The organism is Microcella alkaliphila, from assembly GCF_002355395.1.
GTDB classification, from domain to species: Bacteria; Actinomycetota; Actinomycetes; order Actinomycetales; family Microbacteriaceae; genus Microcella; species Microcella alkaliphila_A.
On sequence record NZ_AP017315.1, the window covers coordinates 2566075 to 2582105 of the forward strand.

The window sequence follows — 16031 nt, forward strand, 5'->3', positions numbered from 1 at the left end:
GGAATTACTTCACAGCACCGAAAGTCAACCCACGAACCAGGTACTTCTGTGCGCTCAACGCGGCGATCCAAACCGGAATCGCGACGAGAGTTCCAGCCGCCATGATCTGCGTCCATTGAGTTCCGACTGGCGTCACATACTGAGTAAGCGCAACCGTGACTGTCTGGCTGCCCGCGCTGGAAAGGATGCTGGCAAACAAGAACTCATTCCATGAGAAGACAAAGCAGAGAAGCGCTGTCGCCGCGATGCCTGGCATAGCTAGCGGCACGACGATTCGAACGAATGTCTGGACGTGTCCTAGCCCGTCGATGTGCGCGGCCTCCTCAATTTCCTTCGGAACATCCTCGAAGAAGCCCCTCAGCAGCCAGACCGCGAGCGGAAGGTTCATGAATACATGAAGAATGATTATAGAAGCAAGCGTTCCATTCAGCCCAATAGTCCTCATTACCAAGAAGAGCGGAATGATCGTGACAATCGGTGGGATGATACGAAAGGAGAGAATTGTTCCAGCGATTCCCGCTTTGCCCCGAATATCAAAGCGAGCGAGTGGGTACGCGATACCGGACGCGAGAACGATGGCAATAAATGATGAAAATATCGAGACCTGCAGGCTGTTCACCAGAGCAAAGGAGAAGTTCGAGCCGGTTAGCACCCGAGCGAAGTTGTCCAAAGTCGGAATGAAGAACCACTGAACGTCGGCACTGAACGCCTGATTGCCGGTCTTGAACGCGGTCGTGACCATCCACAAAATCGGAGCGATGAAAACCATGGTGGCGCTGATCGCGATTGCCATTCTTATGCCAACGGCCGCTCGGCGTCCCCGCAAACGACGTCTACGGGACTCCACACTGCTCAGGGCAGTCATGCTCTCACCGCCATTCGTCGAATCAGGAAGTTCATCATCGTGAGGACGATGATGAGCATGAGCCATGAATATGCCGCCGCATAGGAAATAGTGAAGGACCGGAACCCGACGTCGTATATCTGCCAGGACATGGTCGACGTCACGTCAATCGGGCCGCCCCGGGTCGTCATGAAGACGATGTCATAGACACGGAACGTGTCAATTAGGCGCAGAAGAAGGCCCACCATGATCGGGTACTTGAGCAGGGGCAAAAACTGATGCCAGACGATACGCGGCCAGGTGGCCCCATCCAGCTTCGACGCCTCAATAATGTCCTCGGGTATGCCCTGCATCGCTGCAAGAAATATGAGAAATAGGAAGGGCGTCCACTGCCAGATGTCGATAGCAATCAGTGTAGGCAGCGCCAAATCGGGGCTCCCAAGGAATTCCGTGGTAGGCAGACCGACTGAGCGCATCAGCTGATTGACGATGCCGAAGTTGGGCTCTAGCGAGAAACGTGCGAGGAGTCCGATGACGACGGGAGCGCACAACATCGGCAAAAGGATGAGGGATCGCATGATCTTTTCACCCGGCAAACCACGGAAGAAGACAAGTGCCAGGAGGAAAGCCAGGGCGAACTCGATCGCTACTGAGAAGACCACGAAGGTGAAAGTAACCCGTACCGAGTTCCAGAAGGCCGGGTCCGCGAGGATTTGCGAGTAGTTGTCGAAGCCGACAAATCTTGGCGCGTCCCCGGTTGTGATCCTCCACTGCGTGAACGAGAGCACCAGAGAATAGATCGTCGGATAGATCGCGATCGCCGCGAGAAAAAGCAGGCCAGGCGACATCGCGAGCCAGCGGCCCCAATGGAACGTCTGGCGACCCCCCGGGCGGTGCCCGACCTGCCTTGCAGGTCGGGCACCGCGTGTGGAGCGCGAGGCTATTGACATCACTGGGAGAAGGCCCGATTTTGGGTCTCGTCCGCTCGGGCCAAGCCCTCTTCGACAGACCGCTGTCCCAGCGAGATCGCGCTCAGTTCCGTGCTGAGCACTGTTTCCCAGCTTTCCTGACCGGGGAAGAGAGGTCGTGGCTGGGCGGTCTGCATAGCGTCGAGCACGACCGGCAGACGGCGGAACCGCAACACATCGGTGCCTTCGAGCGTCTGGTCTAGCAGTTCTGGACTCGAGTAGCTCGAGATGCGAACAGGATCTCCCGCACCATTCGATGCCTGGAACACATCGTTCTCTTGTGTCTGGAGCCAGGTAACGAACTTGATCGCTTCGTCGATGTTCTCAGAATACTTCGACACCGAAATTGTCCAGGCGGCAAGGTGTCCAGCACTCGTTCCGCGAGGCCCCTCCGGCATCTCAACGACATCCCATTGACCAACCGTCTGGGAGTTCGACGGGTCATCCACAGCGAACTGACCCCATGACCACTGAACGGCAGTGGCAATGGTGCCTTGCTGTGCGGCAGCTGTCACGTTGTCATACGTGAACTCATTGGCGCCCGCGGGCATGTACTGCATCATCTCTGCCCAGCGCTCGGTCGCTTCGATACACTCCGGGGTGCTCAGGGTCGACTCGGTGTAGTCGTCGTTAAAGGGTTTGCAGTCATAGCTGAATGCGAAACTGAGCCAGGTGTGCACGTTCCCAAACCCGCGGGCCGCTTGCGCCGCCCAACCGGAGAGTTCCTGACCCTCGAAGACGCGGCCATCGAAAAACACGACTTGCTGCAGCCACTCGTCCATAGTGGCGGGTGGTGCCAACTCGACGCCTGTCTCCGCAAGGTAGTCATCTCGGGTCTCCTCGTCTGCATACAGCGCGGAGTTGTACCACAGCACTGCAGGGTGGACCGTCTGAGGAATACCGAGCAGCTCCCCGTCCCACGTCGAAACGTCGAGGGCCAGGGGAAGGAAGTCCTCTCGATCTTCCGGTGTCAGCGCACTGTCGAGAGCTACTAGGTGCCCGCCGGTTCCAAAGTCCGGAATCCAGTTGTAGTCGAGGTTGAAGATGTCATAGCTCGAGTCCTGACTCGCGAACAAGGTGGCCATTCGCTCGTAAATCGCATCGCGACCAATGAGTTCGACATTGACGCGCACACCGGTCTCCTCCTCGTATTGGGGAGCGAGTTGTTCAGCGACAACTGTGCCCCACGTGGCGGGAAGAAAGATTGCGTTCAGGGTTACCTGATCGCCACTTGATTCCGGAGTGCCGGCTGCGCAGCCGGTTGCGATGAGGGCCGACGCCAGAGTCACGCCGACGATGGCGCGAGTCCTGGCCGGACGACTCAGAGGTTTCTTCATGTGGTGCCTCCTTATGTTCTGACTGTTGGTGATGGGTGGATGCGAAATGGAGTAAACGAGAAGCCGAGAAATGGAAGCAGACGTGCCTTCATCGGTCGGCGATGGAAATGTGGACCTTGATCGTGGAGCGATCATGCTCAAGTGCCTTGATGGCGTCGACGGCTTCGCTGAGAGGACGAATCGAATCCACGATCTTGGCGGGGGCGAATCGGCCTTGGGCGATGAGAGCGATTGCTCGGGGCCACGTGTCGTAGGTACCTGCGTAGGATCCAACGATCGTGAGTTCTTTTGAATAGATGTCAAACGGGCGCAGAGTCATGGATGCGTCCTGGGGCGCGGCACCATAAGCGAGTATTCGACCCCCCCGGCGAACGAGAGCCACAGCTGTCTCGTAGGTGCGCACGCTTCCGACCGCTTCGATGACCACATCGGGTCCCACCCCGCTGGTCAGTTCGGGGAGCGAGAGTTCGATGTCAGAGGCAAGAGGATTGATGACGTCGTCTGCTCCCAAGTCAGCTGCGAGCGCTCGGCGAGTTGCATCAGGCTCGGAGACAATGACGCGGCTCGCGCCATTGAGCCGGGCTAGGACGATGTGCGCAAGGCCCATGGGTCCTCCACCGATTACCAGTACGGTCTCCCCTACATTGATGCCGATTCGATCCTGTCCGTGGATCGCACATGCCAGGGGTTCGACATAGGCTGCCGCGTCGAGGTCAATTCCGTTCGGAAGAACATGAATGTTCGTCGCGGGCGCCAGGACATATTCGGCGAGCCCGCCCGCACGATGAACACCCAATTGGGCGACCGCGGGACAGAAGAGCTTCTGTCCTCGCGTGCAGTAGTAGCAGTGCCCGCAAGACACGTTGATGTCGGCCACCACCTGCGCACCTTCGTGAATGCCGTCCACACCAGGCCCCACGGCATCAACGACTCCGGAAAACTCGTGGCCCAGCGTCAACGGAAGGTTAGGAGCCGGAAAGGTCCCTTTGGCGATGTGCAGGTCTGTGCCGCAGATGCCGCTTCTCCAGACCGCGATACGGACTTCGCCGTGGCCCGGAAAAGGCACCGGCACGTCGTCGAGTCGAAGGTCACCGGGGCCGTGCAGCCGAACAGCCTTCATCGTGAGTGTCATCTCTCTCCTGACGTCAACAGGCGACGGAGATGACTCGCATCATCGCGCGCCGTAGTGGCTGGGGTCAGGATCATGGTGACACGTCTTGGTCATCTTTTGCAAGTGTTTCGGTAAAAGTCGCATGCTCGCCTGCTGAAGACGCTGATATTGGCCACACTTGATCTGGCCCGTAGAATTAACTCGTGGTCAAAATGCAAAACGGGGGTCCTTTCGCGAGCCGTGACTTGAGTGTGCTGTTCGACATCATTCGGGACGGAAAGCCTCGAACACGGGCGGAACTTGCCGCCATCACGGGGCTCGCACGCTCGACCGTCGCCACGCGAGTCGAAGCGCTCATGGCACTAGGTCTAGTCGCACCGATCGCTGACGCGCAATCGACCGGCGGCCGTCCTCCATCCCAGTTCGCTCTGGTACCGGATGCTCGCCTGGTCATAGGGATAGACCTCGGCGCGAGCCACGCGACCATCGCCATCGGCGACCTCTCCGGAGGAGTCGTTGTCCAAGATCGACATCAGATTGCGATTTCAAGTGGCCCTCAGGACGTGCTGGGCAGCGTTGTGAATGCGGGACTCCAGCTCCTCACTTCGATTGGACGAGGGCCTGAGGACCTTCTGGGAGTTGGCATCGGGCTACCGGGTCCCGTCGAGCACGACACCGGCCGACCATCCACACCCCCGATCATGCCGGGTTGGGACGGCTTCGACGTGCCCGGATGGGTTAGCGAGACTATCGACGTTCCCGTACTCGTTGACAACGACGTCAACATGATGGCTCTGGGAGAGCAGAGCGCTCAATGGAAAGACGTGCAAGACCTGGTGTTTGTGAAGGTCGCCACCGGCATTGGCGCGGGCATCATCGCCAGCGGCAAGCTACAACGCGGTGCCAATGGAATCGCCGGTGACATAGGCCATATTCCTGTCAACAGCGGAGCGGGGATACCTTGCCACTGCGGCAACGTCGGGTGTCTTGAAGCCGTGGCTTCAGGCCCCGCGATCGCGAGAAGGCTGCATGCGACCGGTCGAAGCACAAAGACCGGCGGCGATGTCGTCGAACTCGTGCGATCAGGCGACGTTGAGGCAATCCAAGCAGTCCGTCAAGCGGGACGCGACATTGGAGAGGTCCTGGCGACGTGCGTCAGCATCGTCAACCCCTCTGTCGTTGCGATCGGGGGCCTCATGGCTCAAGCTGGCGAGCACCTCTTGGCCGGCGTGCGGGAAGTTGTCTACAGCCGGTCGATTCCGCTCGCGACTGAACACTTGACGATCGTCCAATCGCGCACAGGCGCGGACGCCGGGATTGTCGGAGCGGGCATCCTTGCTATCGAATACGCCCTCGCCAACGGAGCCCTGGAATCGGACTCTCCCCGCGCGTGATGCCTCCGACTCCGGGCGGACTCTGACCGTTCGTACTCACGAGTGGGTGCGATCACAAGACTCCTCCCGTATGCGGGACAGCCACGGTGTAGGAGGTAAGGCTCGGATCCTTTCATAAACGACTTGTTTGCCCTCTACGTGAGCTACCCCTTGGCGCAAACTGCCACCTACGTTCCTTGATGGGATGCTGGCCCGCGATCACGACGGACGTCGCCCTCGGGCCCTCCCCCGTTCACCCCCGGGCCGCGCGGCCGTGACACGCGCGAAACACGTGCACGACACAATGGGAATGCAATGACGCGGCGACCAGGAACGGCAGGTGCGGGGATGACCACGATGCGCGCGGTGGCGATGACCGAGATCGGCGGGCCGGAGGTGCTGCAGTCAATCGACGCACCGATGCCGGTGCGCGCCAACGCCGAAGTGCTCGTGAAGGTGCTCGCTGCCGGGGTCAACCCGATCGACGCGAAGACGCGGTCAGGGCGCGGAGTGTCGGCGGCGATCCGCCAGTACCCGGCGATCCTCGGCTACGACCTGTGCGGCGAGGTCGTCGAATCGCCCTATCAGGCGCACCCCCTCCAGCCGGGGCGGCGCGTGTACGGCATGACCATGGTGCCCCGGTTCGACGGAACGTACGCCGAGTACGCCGTCGTGCCCGAGGCGTTCCTCACCCCGGCGCCGACAACACTGAGCCACGTCGAGGCAGCCGCCGTGCCACTCGCCGCGCTCACCGCCTGGGGCATGGTCGTCGATGTCGCGCGCGCCCACGACGGGCAACGGATGCTCATCCACGCGGGCGCCGGAGGCGTCGGTCACTTCGCGGTGCAGCTCGCCGCCTACTTCGGCGCGCGCGTCACCGCCACCGCGTCGCAACGCAACGTCGGCTGGCTGCACGAACTTGGGGCCTCACGGGTCATCGACTACACCGCCGAGCGGTTCGAGGACGCGATCGACGAGGTCGACGTCGTCATCGACCTCATCGGCAACGTGCACGACGACACGGGGTCGCGGTCGCTGCGCGTCCTCCGGCCGGGCGGGCTGCTGGTCAACGCGCCGACGGGCAGCTGGTCAACGATGGAGGAGGAAGCCGCGGCCGCCGGCGTGCGCGCCACGGGGTACCGCGTCGCCCCCTCCGGGTCGACGCTCGCCGTCATCGCGCGACTCATCGACTCGGGCGACCTGCGCGTGCACGTCGACCGCACCTTCCCGCTAACCGAGGCGGCCGACGCCCACCGGCTGCTGGAAGGCGGCCACGTGCGCGGAAAGCTCGTCCTCACCGTCGCCGAGTAGCCGCGGTCGCCCGGCCGAGCGACCCCGCGCCCTCCCGAAAACGACGAGGGCCCCGCCGAAGCGGGGCCCTCGCGGATCGTGCAGCGCGGTCACCCGCGCGCTCGACTAGAAAACGTTGACGTCGAGCGGGATGCCCGGGCCGAAGGTGGTCGAAACCGACCCCTTCTGGATGTAGCGGCCCTTCGAACTCGACGGCTTCAGGCGAACGACCTCGTCGAGCGCGGCCTGGATGTTCTCCTGCAGCTGCTCGGTGGTGAAGCCGGTCTTGCCCACGACGAAGTGCACGTTGGCGTGCTTGTCGACGCGAAACTCGATCTTTCCGCCCTTGATGTCGGTCACGGCCTTCGCGACGTCGGGGGTCACGGTGCCGGTCTTGGGGTTCGGCATGAGGCCACGGGGGCCGAGAACCTTACCGAGGCGTCCGACCTGGCCCATGAGCTCGGGCGTCGAGACGGCCGAGTCGAAGGCGGTGTAGCCGCCGGCGACCTTCTCGATGAGTTCGGCGCCGCCGACCTCGTCAGCGCCGGCCGCGATCGCCGCTTCGGCCGCGGGGCCGGTGGCGAACACGATGACGCGGGCGGTCTTGCCGGTGCCGTGGGGCAGGTTGACGGTGCCCCGCACCATCTGGTCGGCCTTGCGGGGGTCGACGCCGAGCTTCAGCGCGACCTCGACGGTCGAATCCATCTTCTTCGAGCCGGTTTCGCGGGCAACCGCGACGGCTTCGGCCGGGGTGTAGTACTTGCCGGGCTCGATCTTCTCGGCCGCGGCCCGGTAAGCCTTGGACTTTTGTGCCATGTTGTGTCTCCTGTACGTGAGTTCGCGGTTGACGAGCCTGGCTGGCTCTCCCGCTGAGTGAAGGTGTGTGAGGCGCCGATTACTCGACGGTGATGCCCATGCTGCGGGCGGTGCCGGCGATGATCTTCTCGGCCGCGTCGATGTCGTTCGCGTTGAGGTCAGCCTGCTTCTGCTCGGCGATCGCGCGAACCTGGTCGCGGGTGATCTTGGCCACCTTCACGGTGTGGGGGGTCGACGAGCCCTTGTTCACGCCCGCCGCCTTCTTGATGAGCTCCGCCGCCGGCGGGGTCTTCAGGATGAACGTGAACGAGCGGTCCTCGTACACGGTGATCTCAACCGGAATGACGTTGCCGCGCTGCGACTCGGTCGCCGCGTTGTACGCCTTGCAGAACTCCATGATGTTGACGCCGTGCTGACCGAGCGCCGGACCAATCGGCGGGGCGGGGTTGGCGGCGCCGGCCTGGATCTGCAGCTTGATGAGACCCGAAACCTTCTTCTTCGGTGCCATGTTTCTTTCCTTACTGTCGTGCCGCATCCCCCGAATGATTCGATGGATGCTGCGCTCCCGCATACGCGCCCGTTGCGCGCCGCGGTGGTTTCTGTGTCGCTAGAGCTTGGTGACCTGGTCGAACGAGAGCTCGACCGGGGTTTCGCGCTCGAAGAGTGAGACGAGCACGGTGAGCTTGCCGCTCTCGGGCTTGATCTCGTTGATCGTGCCGGGGAGCCCGGCGAACGAGCCCTCCTTGATCGTGATGGTCTCGCCGATCTCGAAGTCGACCTCGGCGGGGATGACGCGGGCGGCCTGACCGCCGGTCTTCTGCGCGCCGGGCTTGGCCGGGGCCTCCGCAACCTGCACGGTCGACTTCAGCATGTTGAACGCCTCGTCGAAGCGCAGCGGGGTCGGGTTGTGGGCGTTGCCGACGAACCCGGTGACGCCCGGCGTGTGGCGAACGACCGACCAGCTGTCTTCGTTCAGGTCCATGCGCACGAGCACGTAGCTGGGGATGCGCACGCGGTTGACGAGCTTGCGCTGACCGTTCTTGATCTCGACGACGTCCTCCATGGGGACCTGCACCTCGTAGATGCTCTCCTCCATGTTCATCGAGATGCGGCGCGACTCGATGTTCGACTTCACGCGCTTTTCGAACCCGGCGTACGAGTGCACGACGTACCACTTGCCGGGCTTCATGCGCAGCTCAAGCTTGAAGTCTTCGTAGGGGTCGACCTCGGCCTCTGCCTCGTCCTCTTCCGACTCGTCGTGCGTTGCCTCGTAGGCGGCGTCGGCCTCCTGGGCCGAGTCGATGTCGAGGGCGTCGTTGACGACGGCGTCGGCCTCAGGGTCGGCGGCGTTCTCGAGAGCGTCGAGCAGGCCATCGAGGTCGGGCTCGGCCGACTCATCGACGATGTGCATCGCGTTGTGCTCGGCCGGGTCAGCCGAGTGAATCTGCGAGTCGAGGACGTTGCCCTCCTGGGCCTCGTCTTCCTCGCTCGACTGCTCGGCTGCGGTCGCGAGGTCGATGTCGCGCGGCAGTTTGTCGCTCACAAGTTCTCTTTCCGTTTGCGGGTGGGTGGTGGTCGGGGCGGTGCTAGACCGCGCCACCGAACACAAAGCCCACGAGGGTACCGAAGACAATGTCGAGGCCGGAGACGATCGCCATCATGATGATGACGAACACGAGCACGACGAGCGTGAACGTGATCAGCTCGCGGCGGGTCGGGGTGACGACCTTGCTCAGTTCGTTGAAGACCTGGCGGATGAACAGCGCCAGACGGCCGAAGGGGCCGCGCTTTTCGGCGCGCTCCTTCTTGGCATTGGCGACGATGTCCTCATTGGGTTCGTCGACGGCGTTCCTGGCCACGTGTTAGTTCACCCTTCCTCGGTGTGCACGACATTCGTGCTTTGCAGGGCGGACAGGACTCGAACCTGCAACCTGCGGTTTTGGAGACCGCTGCTCTACCAATTGAGCCACCGCCCTTTGCGGGGGTTGAACCTGAACCTGGTCTGCATGCGACCCGACCGGGGATTCGGTCGACGGCACGACAAAGCATGGCAGAGTTCAACTACCGCGCCCCAGTGTAGGCGACCGATCGGGGCGCGTCCAACCGACCGCTCACTAGACTTCCGTCATGGCTCCGACCCACTCCCGCATCGCCCGTCGTATCGCCGCCATCAGCGAATCGGCCACTCTCAAGGTCGATGCGAAGGCCAAGGCGCTGAAGGCCGCCGGCCGCCCCGTCATCAGCTACGCGGCGGGGGAGCCCGACTTCGCCACCCCCGAGCACATCGTCGAGGCCGCCGCCGCCGCGACGCACGACGTCAAGAACCACCGCTATACGCCGGCCGCGGGCCTCCCCGATCTGCGCGAGGCGATCGCCCAGAAGACGCTCCGCGACTCCGGCCTGGAGGTCAGCCCCGGCCAGGTGATCGTCACGAACGGTGGCAAGCAGGCCGTCTACCAGGCCTTCCAGACCATCGTCGACGATGGCGACGAGGTGCTGCTGCCCGCGCCGTACTGGACCACCTACCCCGAGGTCGTTCGGCTGGCCGGCGGCGTACCCGTGGAGGTGTTCGCGGGCGCCGACCAGAACTACCTCGTCACGGTCGAGCAACTCGAGGCCGCGCGCACCGAGCGCACCAAGGTGCTGCTGTTCGTCAGCCCCTCGAACCCCACCGGTTCGGTCTACAGCCCCGAGCAGACCCGCGCCATCGGCGAGTGGGCGCTCGAACACGGCATCTGGGTCATCACCGACGAGATCTACCAGGCGCTGACCTACGACGGCGAGAAGGCGGTGTCGATCGTCGAGGCGGTTCCCGCGCTTGCCGACACGTGCATCCTCGTCAACGGGGTCGCGAAGACGTACGCGATGACCGGATGGCGAGTGGGCTGGATGGTCGGCCCGCAGGATGCGATCGCGGCCGCCGCGAACCTGCAGTCGCACCTGTCGTCGAACGTCGCGAACGTGTCGCAGCGCGCGGCGATTGCGGCCCTGACCGGCCCGCAGGATGCGGTGGCGACCATGCGCGAGGCATTCGACCGGCGACGGAAGGTGGCGGTTGCGGAGCTGAACCGCATCCCGGGCATGGTCACCCCCACGCCGACCGGCGCCTTCTACGTGTACCCCGACGTGACGGGGCTGCTGAACCGCGAGTGGGAGGGCGTCACACCGACGACCTCGCTCGAGCTCGCCGACCTGATTCTCGAGAAGGCCGAGGTCGCGGCGGTTCCCGGAGAGGCGTTCGGCCCGAGCGGCTACCTGCGCTTCAGCTACGCGCTCGGCGACGCCGAGCTGCTCGAGGGTATCCAGCGCCTGCAGCGCCTGTTCGGCGCAGAGTAGGCATCGTGTCCGCGCACGAGAACGTCATCGAGGTGCGCGAGCTGCGCAAGACCTACGGCCACGTCGCAGCCGTTGACGGCATCAGCTTCGACATCCACCGCGGCGAGACCTTCGCCCTGCTCGGCCCGAACGGCGCCGGCAAGTCGACCACGATCGAGATTCTCGAGGGCTACCGGGAGCGCACTTCCGGCGAGGTGCGCGTGCTCGGCACCGACCCGTGGCGGGCGAGCCTCGACTGGAAGGCGCGGCTCGGCATCGTGCTGCAGTCGAGCGGCGAGACGGGCGCCGTCACGGTGCGCGAGCAGCTCACCCACTTCGCCGCCCTGTACCCGAACCCCCGCGACGTCGACGAGGTGATCGCGGCGGTCGGGCTCGAGCACAAGGCGGACTCGCTCATTCGCAAGCTGTCGGGCGGCCAGCGCCGCCGCGTCGACGTCGCGGTCGGCATCATTGGCCGCCCCGAACTGCTGTTCTTGGACGAACCGACCACCGGCTTCGATCCCGAAGCGCGCCGCAGCTTCTGGCAGCTCGTGCGCACCCTGCAGTCGGAGGGCACGACCATCGTGCTCACCACCCACTACCTCGACGAGGCGGCCCAGCTCGGCGACCGGGCCGGCGTGATCGCCGGTGGAGGAATGGTGGACATCGCGCCGATCGATTCCCTCGGCGGAGCGGATGCGCGCATCCCGATCGTGCGGTGGGTCGAGAACGGCGAGACCCGCGAGGAGCGCACGGCGACGCCGGGCGCGCTCGTCGCGTCGCTCATCGACCGGCTGGGGCCGGAGCCGGAGAGCCTCGAGGTGATCCGCCCGAGCCTGGAGGACGTCTACCTCGACCTCGTCGGCCACGAGCACGCCGCCGACCTCGGCCAGGAGGTGGCGTCATGACCCGGGCGCTGCGGCTCGGCGCGCTGCGCGTCGGCTACGAGGTGCGGGCGTACTTCCGCCAGGGCGACACGGTGTTCTTCACGTTCCTCTTCCCCGTCGTGCTGCTGACGATCTTCTCGGTCTCGTTCAGCGAGGCGAACTTCGGCCAGACCGCCGACGGCGACGAGATCACGGCCGCCTGGTTCTTCCTGCCCGCGATGCTCGCGGCGGGAGTGCTGCTGAGCGGCCTCCAGAATCTCGCGATCGACATCGCGGTCGAGAAGTCGAACGGCACCCTGAAGCGCCTTGCCGGCTCGCCGCTGCCGGTCATGAGCTACTTCATCGGCAAGATCGGGCAGGCGCTCACCACGGGAATCCTGCAGGCGATCGTGCTGCTCGTCCTCGCGTTCACCGTCTTCCGGGTGCCGCTGCCCGAGGATCCGGCACTGTGGGGCCAGTTCGCGTGGATCTTCCTGCTCGGCGTGACCACGTCGGCGATCCTCGGCATCGCGCTGTCGAGCGTGCCCCGCAGCGGCGCCTCCGCGACGGCGGTCGTGATCCCGATCGTGCTCGTGCTGCAGTTCATTTCGGGCATCTTCCTGCGCTTCAGCGACCTGCCCGAGTGGCTGCAGCAGGTGGCCGGCTTCTTCCCCGTCAAGTGGATGGCGCAGGGCATGCGCAGCGTCTTCCTGCCCGACGAATTGGTCGTGCTCGAACCGAACGAGACGTGGAACCTGCCCGGCATCGCGCTCGCGCTCGGCATCTGGTTCGTCGTCGGCCTCGTGTTGACCGCCCTCACGTTCCGCTGGGTGCGGAAGAACCAGTAGTCGCTACAACGCGACGCCGACGAACACCGGCTCGGGGTGCAGCATGACGCCGAACTCGCTGAGCACCCGGGTCTGGATATACCGCGCCAACTCGGCGATCTCGGCCGCCGTCGCCCCGCCCGTGTTCGTGAGCGCCAGCGTGTGCTTCTTCGACACCGCGGCGCGCGAGGCGCCCAGCCGGAAACCGCGCGTGATGCCCGCGTGCTCGATCAGCCAGGCGGCGCTGAGCTTCACCGGGGCGTCGACCGGTTCGGGCGGCGGCACGGGCTCGTGACCGAGCGGCACCGCCATGGCGGGCGGCTCGGGCGCCGTCGACCAGCGCGGCGCATCCGACGGCAGGGTGCGCGCGAAGGAGGCGCTCACGATCGGGTTCGTGAAGAACGAGCCGGCGCTCACCGAATCGGGATCGTTCTCGTCGAGCACCATCCCCTTGGATGCGCGCAACCGCAGGACAGCGGATCGCACGCCGGCGACGGGGGCACGCTCGCCGACGCTCACGCCGAGCGCGTCGGCGAGCTGGGCGTACGCGACCGGCCGGCTGCGGGCATCCTCGTTGCGTTCCAGGGCGAGGTCGACCGAGAGGACGATCCAGGGGCGACCGGCCTTGATGACGCTCGCGCGGTAGCCGAGCTCCAACTCGGGGGCGGGCACGCGGCGGCGCTCACCCGTCGTGAGGTCGAGGATCTCGACGGCGACAAGGCTCTCCGACAGCTCCTGGCCGTAGGCGCCGATGTTTTGAATGGGGGCGGCGCCGGTGGAACCGGGAATGCCACTCAAGGCCTCGAGCCCCGCGAAGCCCGCGGCGACCGTGTGCGCAACGAGCTCGTCCCACGCTTCACCCGCCGCGACCCGCAGCCGCACCGGGCGGCGGGAGCTTTCGGCGTCGGGCAGGCGCTCGATGCCGCGCGTGGCCACCCGAATCACCGTGCCGTCGACGCCCGCGTCGCCGACGAGCACGTTCGACCCGCCACCGAGCACCAGCCACTCGTCGTCGTGGGCCTGCGCGTCGAGCACCGCGTCGACCAGCTCGTCGACCGTCGTCGCCTCGACCAGCCGCGCGGCGGGCCCGCCGACGCGCAGCGTCGTCAGCTCGGCGAGCGCCGTCCCGGCGTCGGCTGTACCCTCGGCGTGGGAACTCACAGCGTGCGGATGCGCGCCTGCGCCTTGCCGAGCACCGTCTGGCCGCCGTACGAGACGGTCAGGTCGATACGGGCCTCATCGTCGTCGAGGGCGCCGACCGTCGCCACGAGCTGCACCTCGGCACCGTCGACCGGGTCGACGACGACGGGGCGCGTGAAGCGCACCTGGTAGTCGGAAACCCAGCCCCGGGCATCCAGCCAGTCGGTGACGGCGCCGATCGCGACGCCCATTGTCAGCATGCCGTGGGCGAGCACGCCCGGCAGCCCGACCCGGGCGGCGACGTCGTCGCGGTAGTGGATCGGGTTGAAGTCGCCGCTCGCGCCGGCGTAGCGCACGAGCGAGTCGCGGGTAAGGGTGAGGGTCTGGTCGGCGACGACCTGGCCGAGCTCGATGCCCAGTGTTTCGGCGATGCTCATGCGTCGTCCCCCCGCACGACGAGGGTCGACACGCTCGTGACGACGTGCTGGCCGGCGGCGTCGACCATGTCGGTTTCGCTCGTGACCATCGCGTTGCCGCCGAGCGTCTTCACGCCCGTCACGCGCAGCGTCGCCGTGAGCTCCTCGCCGGCGACGACCGGCCGCGAGTAGGTGAAGCGCTGGTCGCCGTGCACGACGCGGCTGAAGTCGATGCCGGCGTCGGGCTCGGCCAGCAACTGCTGCAGCGTAGCCTCGGCCACGACGATCGGAAAGGTCGGGGGCGCCACCACATCGGCGAAGCCCGCGGAGCGCGCGGCCTCGACGTCGTGGTGCACGGCGGCGGATGCTCGGGTCGCGCGGGCGAATTCGCGCACCTTCTCGCGCCCCACGAGATACGGGGCGACGGGCGGAAAGGTGCGCTCGGGCAGGTCAGGATTCACGGGCACCCGGCCAGTCTAGGACGGGGCGGCAGACCCGGTCAGAAGAGCGTGGCGCCGAGCAGCCGGTCGAGCATCGCCCGGCCGAGCCGCTTCTCGGCGGCGTTGCGCGTGCGCGTGCCGCGCACCAGCAACTCGAGACCGCGTGTCGCCGCCACCGCGTTCAGTGCGGACTGGTCGCGATCGGTCGGCGTGCGCCCGTAGCCGTGCAGAAACGCTGCACGCAGCCACGGGGCATCGCGCCAGGGTCCGTACTCGAGCCACAGCAGGTCGACGATCCGCGGCTCGTGCTCGGCCTGCGAGAAGTCGATGAGGCGCACGTGGCCGCCCGGGTCGATGATCCAGTGCTCAGGGCGCAGCGCTCGGTGGGCGGGCACGTGGTCGAAGACGCCGAGGTCGAGGGCGGTGGCGACGTGCTGCCGCGCCAGGTGGCGCTCGTCGGCGGGGTCATCGCCGACGCCGAAGACGCGCTCGGCCTCGAGGCTCCAGCGCTCGAACTCGGCGGCGATGAGTCGGCCGAACCGGTCGTGACGTCGCGGCGGTTCTGCGTCGTGAAGCTTTCGCACCAGTTCGCCGAGCCGGTAGTGGATGTCGGGGTCGGTCTCGTGGGGCGTGCCCGCGGCGGGTTCGCCGAGCAGGCGTGAGAGAACGAGCAGCCGCAGCCCGTCGTCGAGCGTGACGATGCGCGGCGCATCCCCGCCGAGCGCCACCGCGTACTGCTGCAGCGACTCGCTCTCGCGGCGGTAGGGGCCGTCATCGCGATGCCATTTGACGACCGCCTGTTCGCCGCCGCGGGTGACGACGTGCAGCACGCGGGAGGTCTTGTGCCTGCCCCAGTGCTCGACGACGACATCGACGGGACCGAGGGTGCGGTGCACGCGGTCGAGCACTTCGGCATCGCTCGCGATCCGCGCGGCGGGGCGCGTCTCGGGCGCATCGGCGCCAGCAATTGCGGTCATCGCGATGCTCCCCTTCCGGCCAGAGGGTGCGGGTGTGTCGCCATTGGACCACGAAACCCCGGTCTTCCTGCGGTGGAAGCCGGGGTTTCGGGTGAGGTCTCAGCGATGCAGCGCCGAGACGGAAGTCATGTGGGGACTACTGGCAGCTCTCGCACTGCAGCAGGTCCATCGGGTCGACGGGCACTGCGTAGCCACCGACGGTGTCGTTTTCGTTGTCCATGTCGGGCCTCCTGTGTCTGATGGAATCCCGCCGTCCGGCGGTGGAGCTCCACTATATACACGGAATGACACTCGTGTCATTCCCCCAGATG

The 16031-nt window shown here is 65.5% G+C and carries 17 protein-coding genes and 1 tRNA gene; 5 read left to right on the top strand and 13 right to left on the bottom strand.

What is annotated here, in order from left to right:
- Positions 1–4: 4 nt before the first annotated feature.
- The 4 genes from CPY97_RS12505 to CPY97_RS12520 form a co-directional block, all read right to left on the bottom strand.
- Positions 5–793, bottom strand: coding sequence for a carbohydrate ABC transporter permease (locus CPY97_RS12505; protein WP_161494133.1), 789 nt, complete (start codon positions 791–793; stop codon positions 5–7).
- Positions 794–861: 68 nt separating this feature from the next.
- Positions 862–1692 (bottom strand): carbohydrate ABC transporter permease, encoded by an 831-nt coding sequence (locus CPY97_RS12510; protein WP_161494134.1) that lies wholly within the window; start codon positions 1690–1692, stop codon positions 862–864.
- A 101-nt stretch (positions 1693–1793) separates the two neighbouring features.
- The gene (locus CPY97_RS12515; protein WP_161494135.1) at positions 1794–3149 is read right to left on the bottom strand and encodes an ABC transporter substrate-binding protein; all 1356 of its coding nucleotides are present in this window, start codon (positions 3147–3149) and stop codon (positions 1794–1796) included.
- Between the two features lie 88 nt (positions 3150–3237).
- A complete protein-coding gene (locus CPY97_RS12520) occupies positions 3238–4281 on the bottom strand; it encodes a zinc-dependent alcohol dehydrogenase family protein (RefSeq protein WP_096423118.1) in 1044 nt (347 codons plus the stop codon).
- A gap of 191 nt (positions 4282–4472) precedes the next feature.
- On the opposite strand from CPY97_RS12520, the gene CPY97_RS12525 reads away from it, so the two are divergent.
- Both CPY97_RS12525 and CPY97_RS12530 read left to right on the top strand, forming a co-directional pair.
- Complete coding sequence (locus CPY97_RS12525) at positions 4473–5654, top strand: ROK family transcriptional regulator (RefSeq protein ID WP_096423687.1); 1182 nt, start codon at positions 4473–4475, stop codon at positions 5652–5654.
- A gap of 327 nt (positions 5655–5981) precedes the next feature.
- On the top strand, positions 5982–6944 hold the full coding sequence (locus CPY97_RS12530; RefSeq protein ID WP_331716213.1) for an NADP-dependent oxidoreductase: 963 nt from the start codon (positions 5982–5984) through the stop codon (positions 6942–6944).
- A 105-nt stretch (positions 6945–7049) separates the two neighbouring features.
- Here CPY97_RS12530 and rplA read toward each other — a convergent pair whose 3' ends face one another.
- From rplA to CPY97_RS12555, 5 genes are all read right to left on the bottom strand, one after another.
- Positions 7050–7739, bottom strand: coding sequence for a 50S ribosomal protein L1 (gene rplA, locus CPY97_RS12535; RefSeq protein ID WP_096423119.1), 690 nt, complete (start codon positions 7737–7739; stop codon positions 7050–7052).
- Positions 7740–7818: 79 nt separating this feature from the next.
- Positions 7819–8247 (bottom strand): 50S ribosomal protein L11, encoded by a 429-nt coding sequence (rplK, locus tag CPY97_RS12540; protein WP_096423120.1) that lies wholly within the window; start codon positions 8245–8247, stop codon positions 7819–7821.
- Between the two features lie 99 nt (positions 8248–8346).
- The gene (gene nusG / locus CPY97_RS12545) at positions 8347–9282 is read right to left on the bottom strand and encodes a transcription termination/antitermination protein NusG (protein WP_096423121.1); all 936 of its coding nucleotides are present in this window, start codon (positions 9280–9282) and stop codon (positions 8347–8349) included.
- 43 nt (positions 9283–9325) lie between these two features.
- Positions 9326–9598: a preprotein translocase subunit SecE gene (gene secE / locus CPY97_RS12550; RefSeq protein WP_096423122.1), complete on the bottom strand. Its 273-nt coding sequence runs from the start codon at positions 9596–9598 to the stop codon at positions 9326–9328.
- A 44-nt stretch (positions 9599–9642) separates the two neighbouring features.
- Positions 9643–9715 (bottom strand) — tRNA-Trp (locus CPY97_RS12555).
- A 151-nt stretch (positions 9716–9866) separates the two neighbouring features.
- Here CPY97_RS12555 and CPY97_RS12560 point away from each other — a divergent pair.
- From CPY97_RS12560 to CPY97_RS12570, 3 genes are read left to right on the top strand one after another with little or no spacing between them, the layout of a single operon-like run.
- Positions 9867–11075 carry a pyridoxal phosphate-dependent aminotransferase gene (locus CPY97_RS12560; RefSeq protein WP_096423123.1) on the top strand — a complete coding sequence of 403 codons (1209 nt, stop codon included), beginning with the start codon at positions 9867–9869 and terminating at the stop codon, positions 11073–11075.
- 5 nt (positions 11076–11080) lie between these two features.
- The gene (locus tag CPY97_RS12565; protein ID WP_161494136.1) at positions 11081–11962 is read left to right on the top strand and encodes an ABC transporter ATP-binding protein; all 882 of its coding nucleotides are present in this window, start codon (positions 11081–11083) and stop codon (positions 11960–11962) included.
- Positions 11959–12768 (top strand): ABC transporter permease, encoded by an 810-nt coding sequence (locus CPY97_RS12570; protein ID WP_096423125.1) that lies wholly within the window; start codon positions 11959–11961, stop codon positions 12766–12768. The genes CPY97_RS12565 and CPY97_RS12570 overlap by 4 nt, the downstream gene beginning before the upstream one ends.
- A gap of 3 nt (positions 12769–12771) precedes the next feature.
- On the opposite strand, the gene CPY97_RS12575 is transcribed toward CPY97_RS12570, so the two are convergent.
- From CPY97_RS12575 to CPY97_RS12590, 4 genes are read right to left on the bottom strand one after another with little or no spacing between them, the layout of a single operon-like run.
- Positions 12772–13908: a UDP-N-acetylmuramate dehydrogenase gene (locus tag CPY97_RS12575; RefSeq protein WP_096423126.1), complete on the bottom strand. Its 1137-nt coding sequence runs from the start codon at positions 13906–13908 to the stop codon at positions 12772–12774.
- Positions 13905–14324, bottom strand: a complete 420-nt coding sequence (locus CPY97_RS12580; RefSeq protein WP_096423127.1) for a MaoC/PaaZ C-terminal domain-containing protein — start codon at positions 14322–14324, stop codon at positions 13905–13907. Before CPY97_RS12580 ends, CPY97_RS12575 begins: the two co-directional genes overlap by 4 nt.
- Positions 14321–14770, bottom strand: a complete 450-nt coding sequence (locus CPY97_RS12585; RefSeq protein ID WP_096423128.1) for an FAS1-like dehydratase domain-containing protein — start codon at positions 14768–14770, stop codon at positions 14321–14323. Before CPY97_RS12585 ends, CPY97_RS12580 begins: the two co-directional genes overlap by 4 nt.
- Positions 14771–14802: 32 nt before the next feature.
- Positions 14803–15720, bottom strand: coding sequence for a hypothetical protein (locus CPY97_RS12590; protein ID WP_096423129.1), 918 nt, complete (start codon positions 15718–15720; stop codon positions 14803–14805).
- Positions 15721–16031 lie beyond the last annotated feature (311 nt).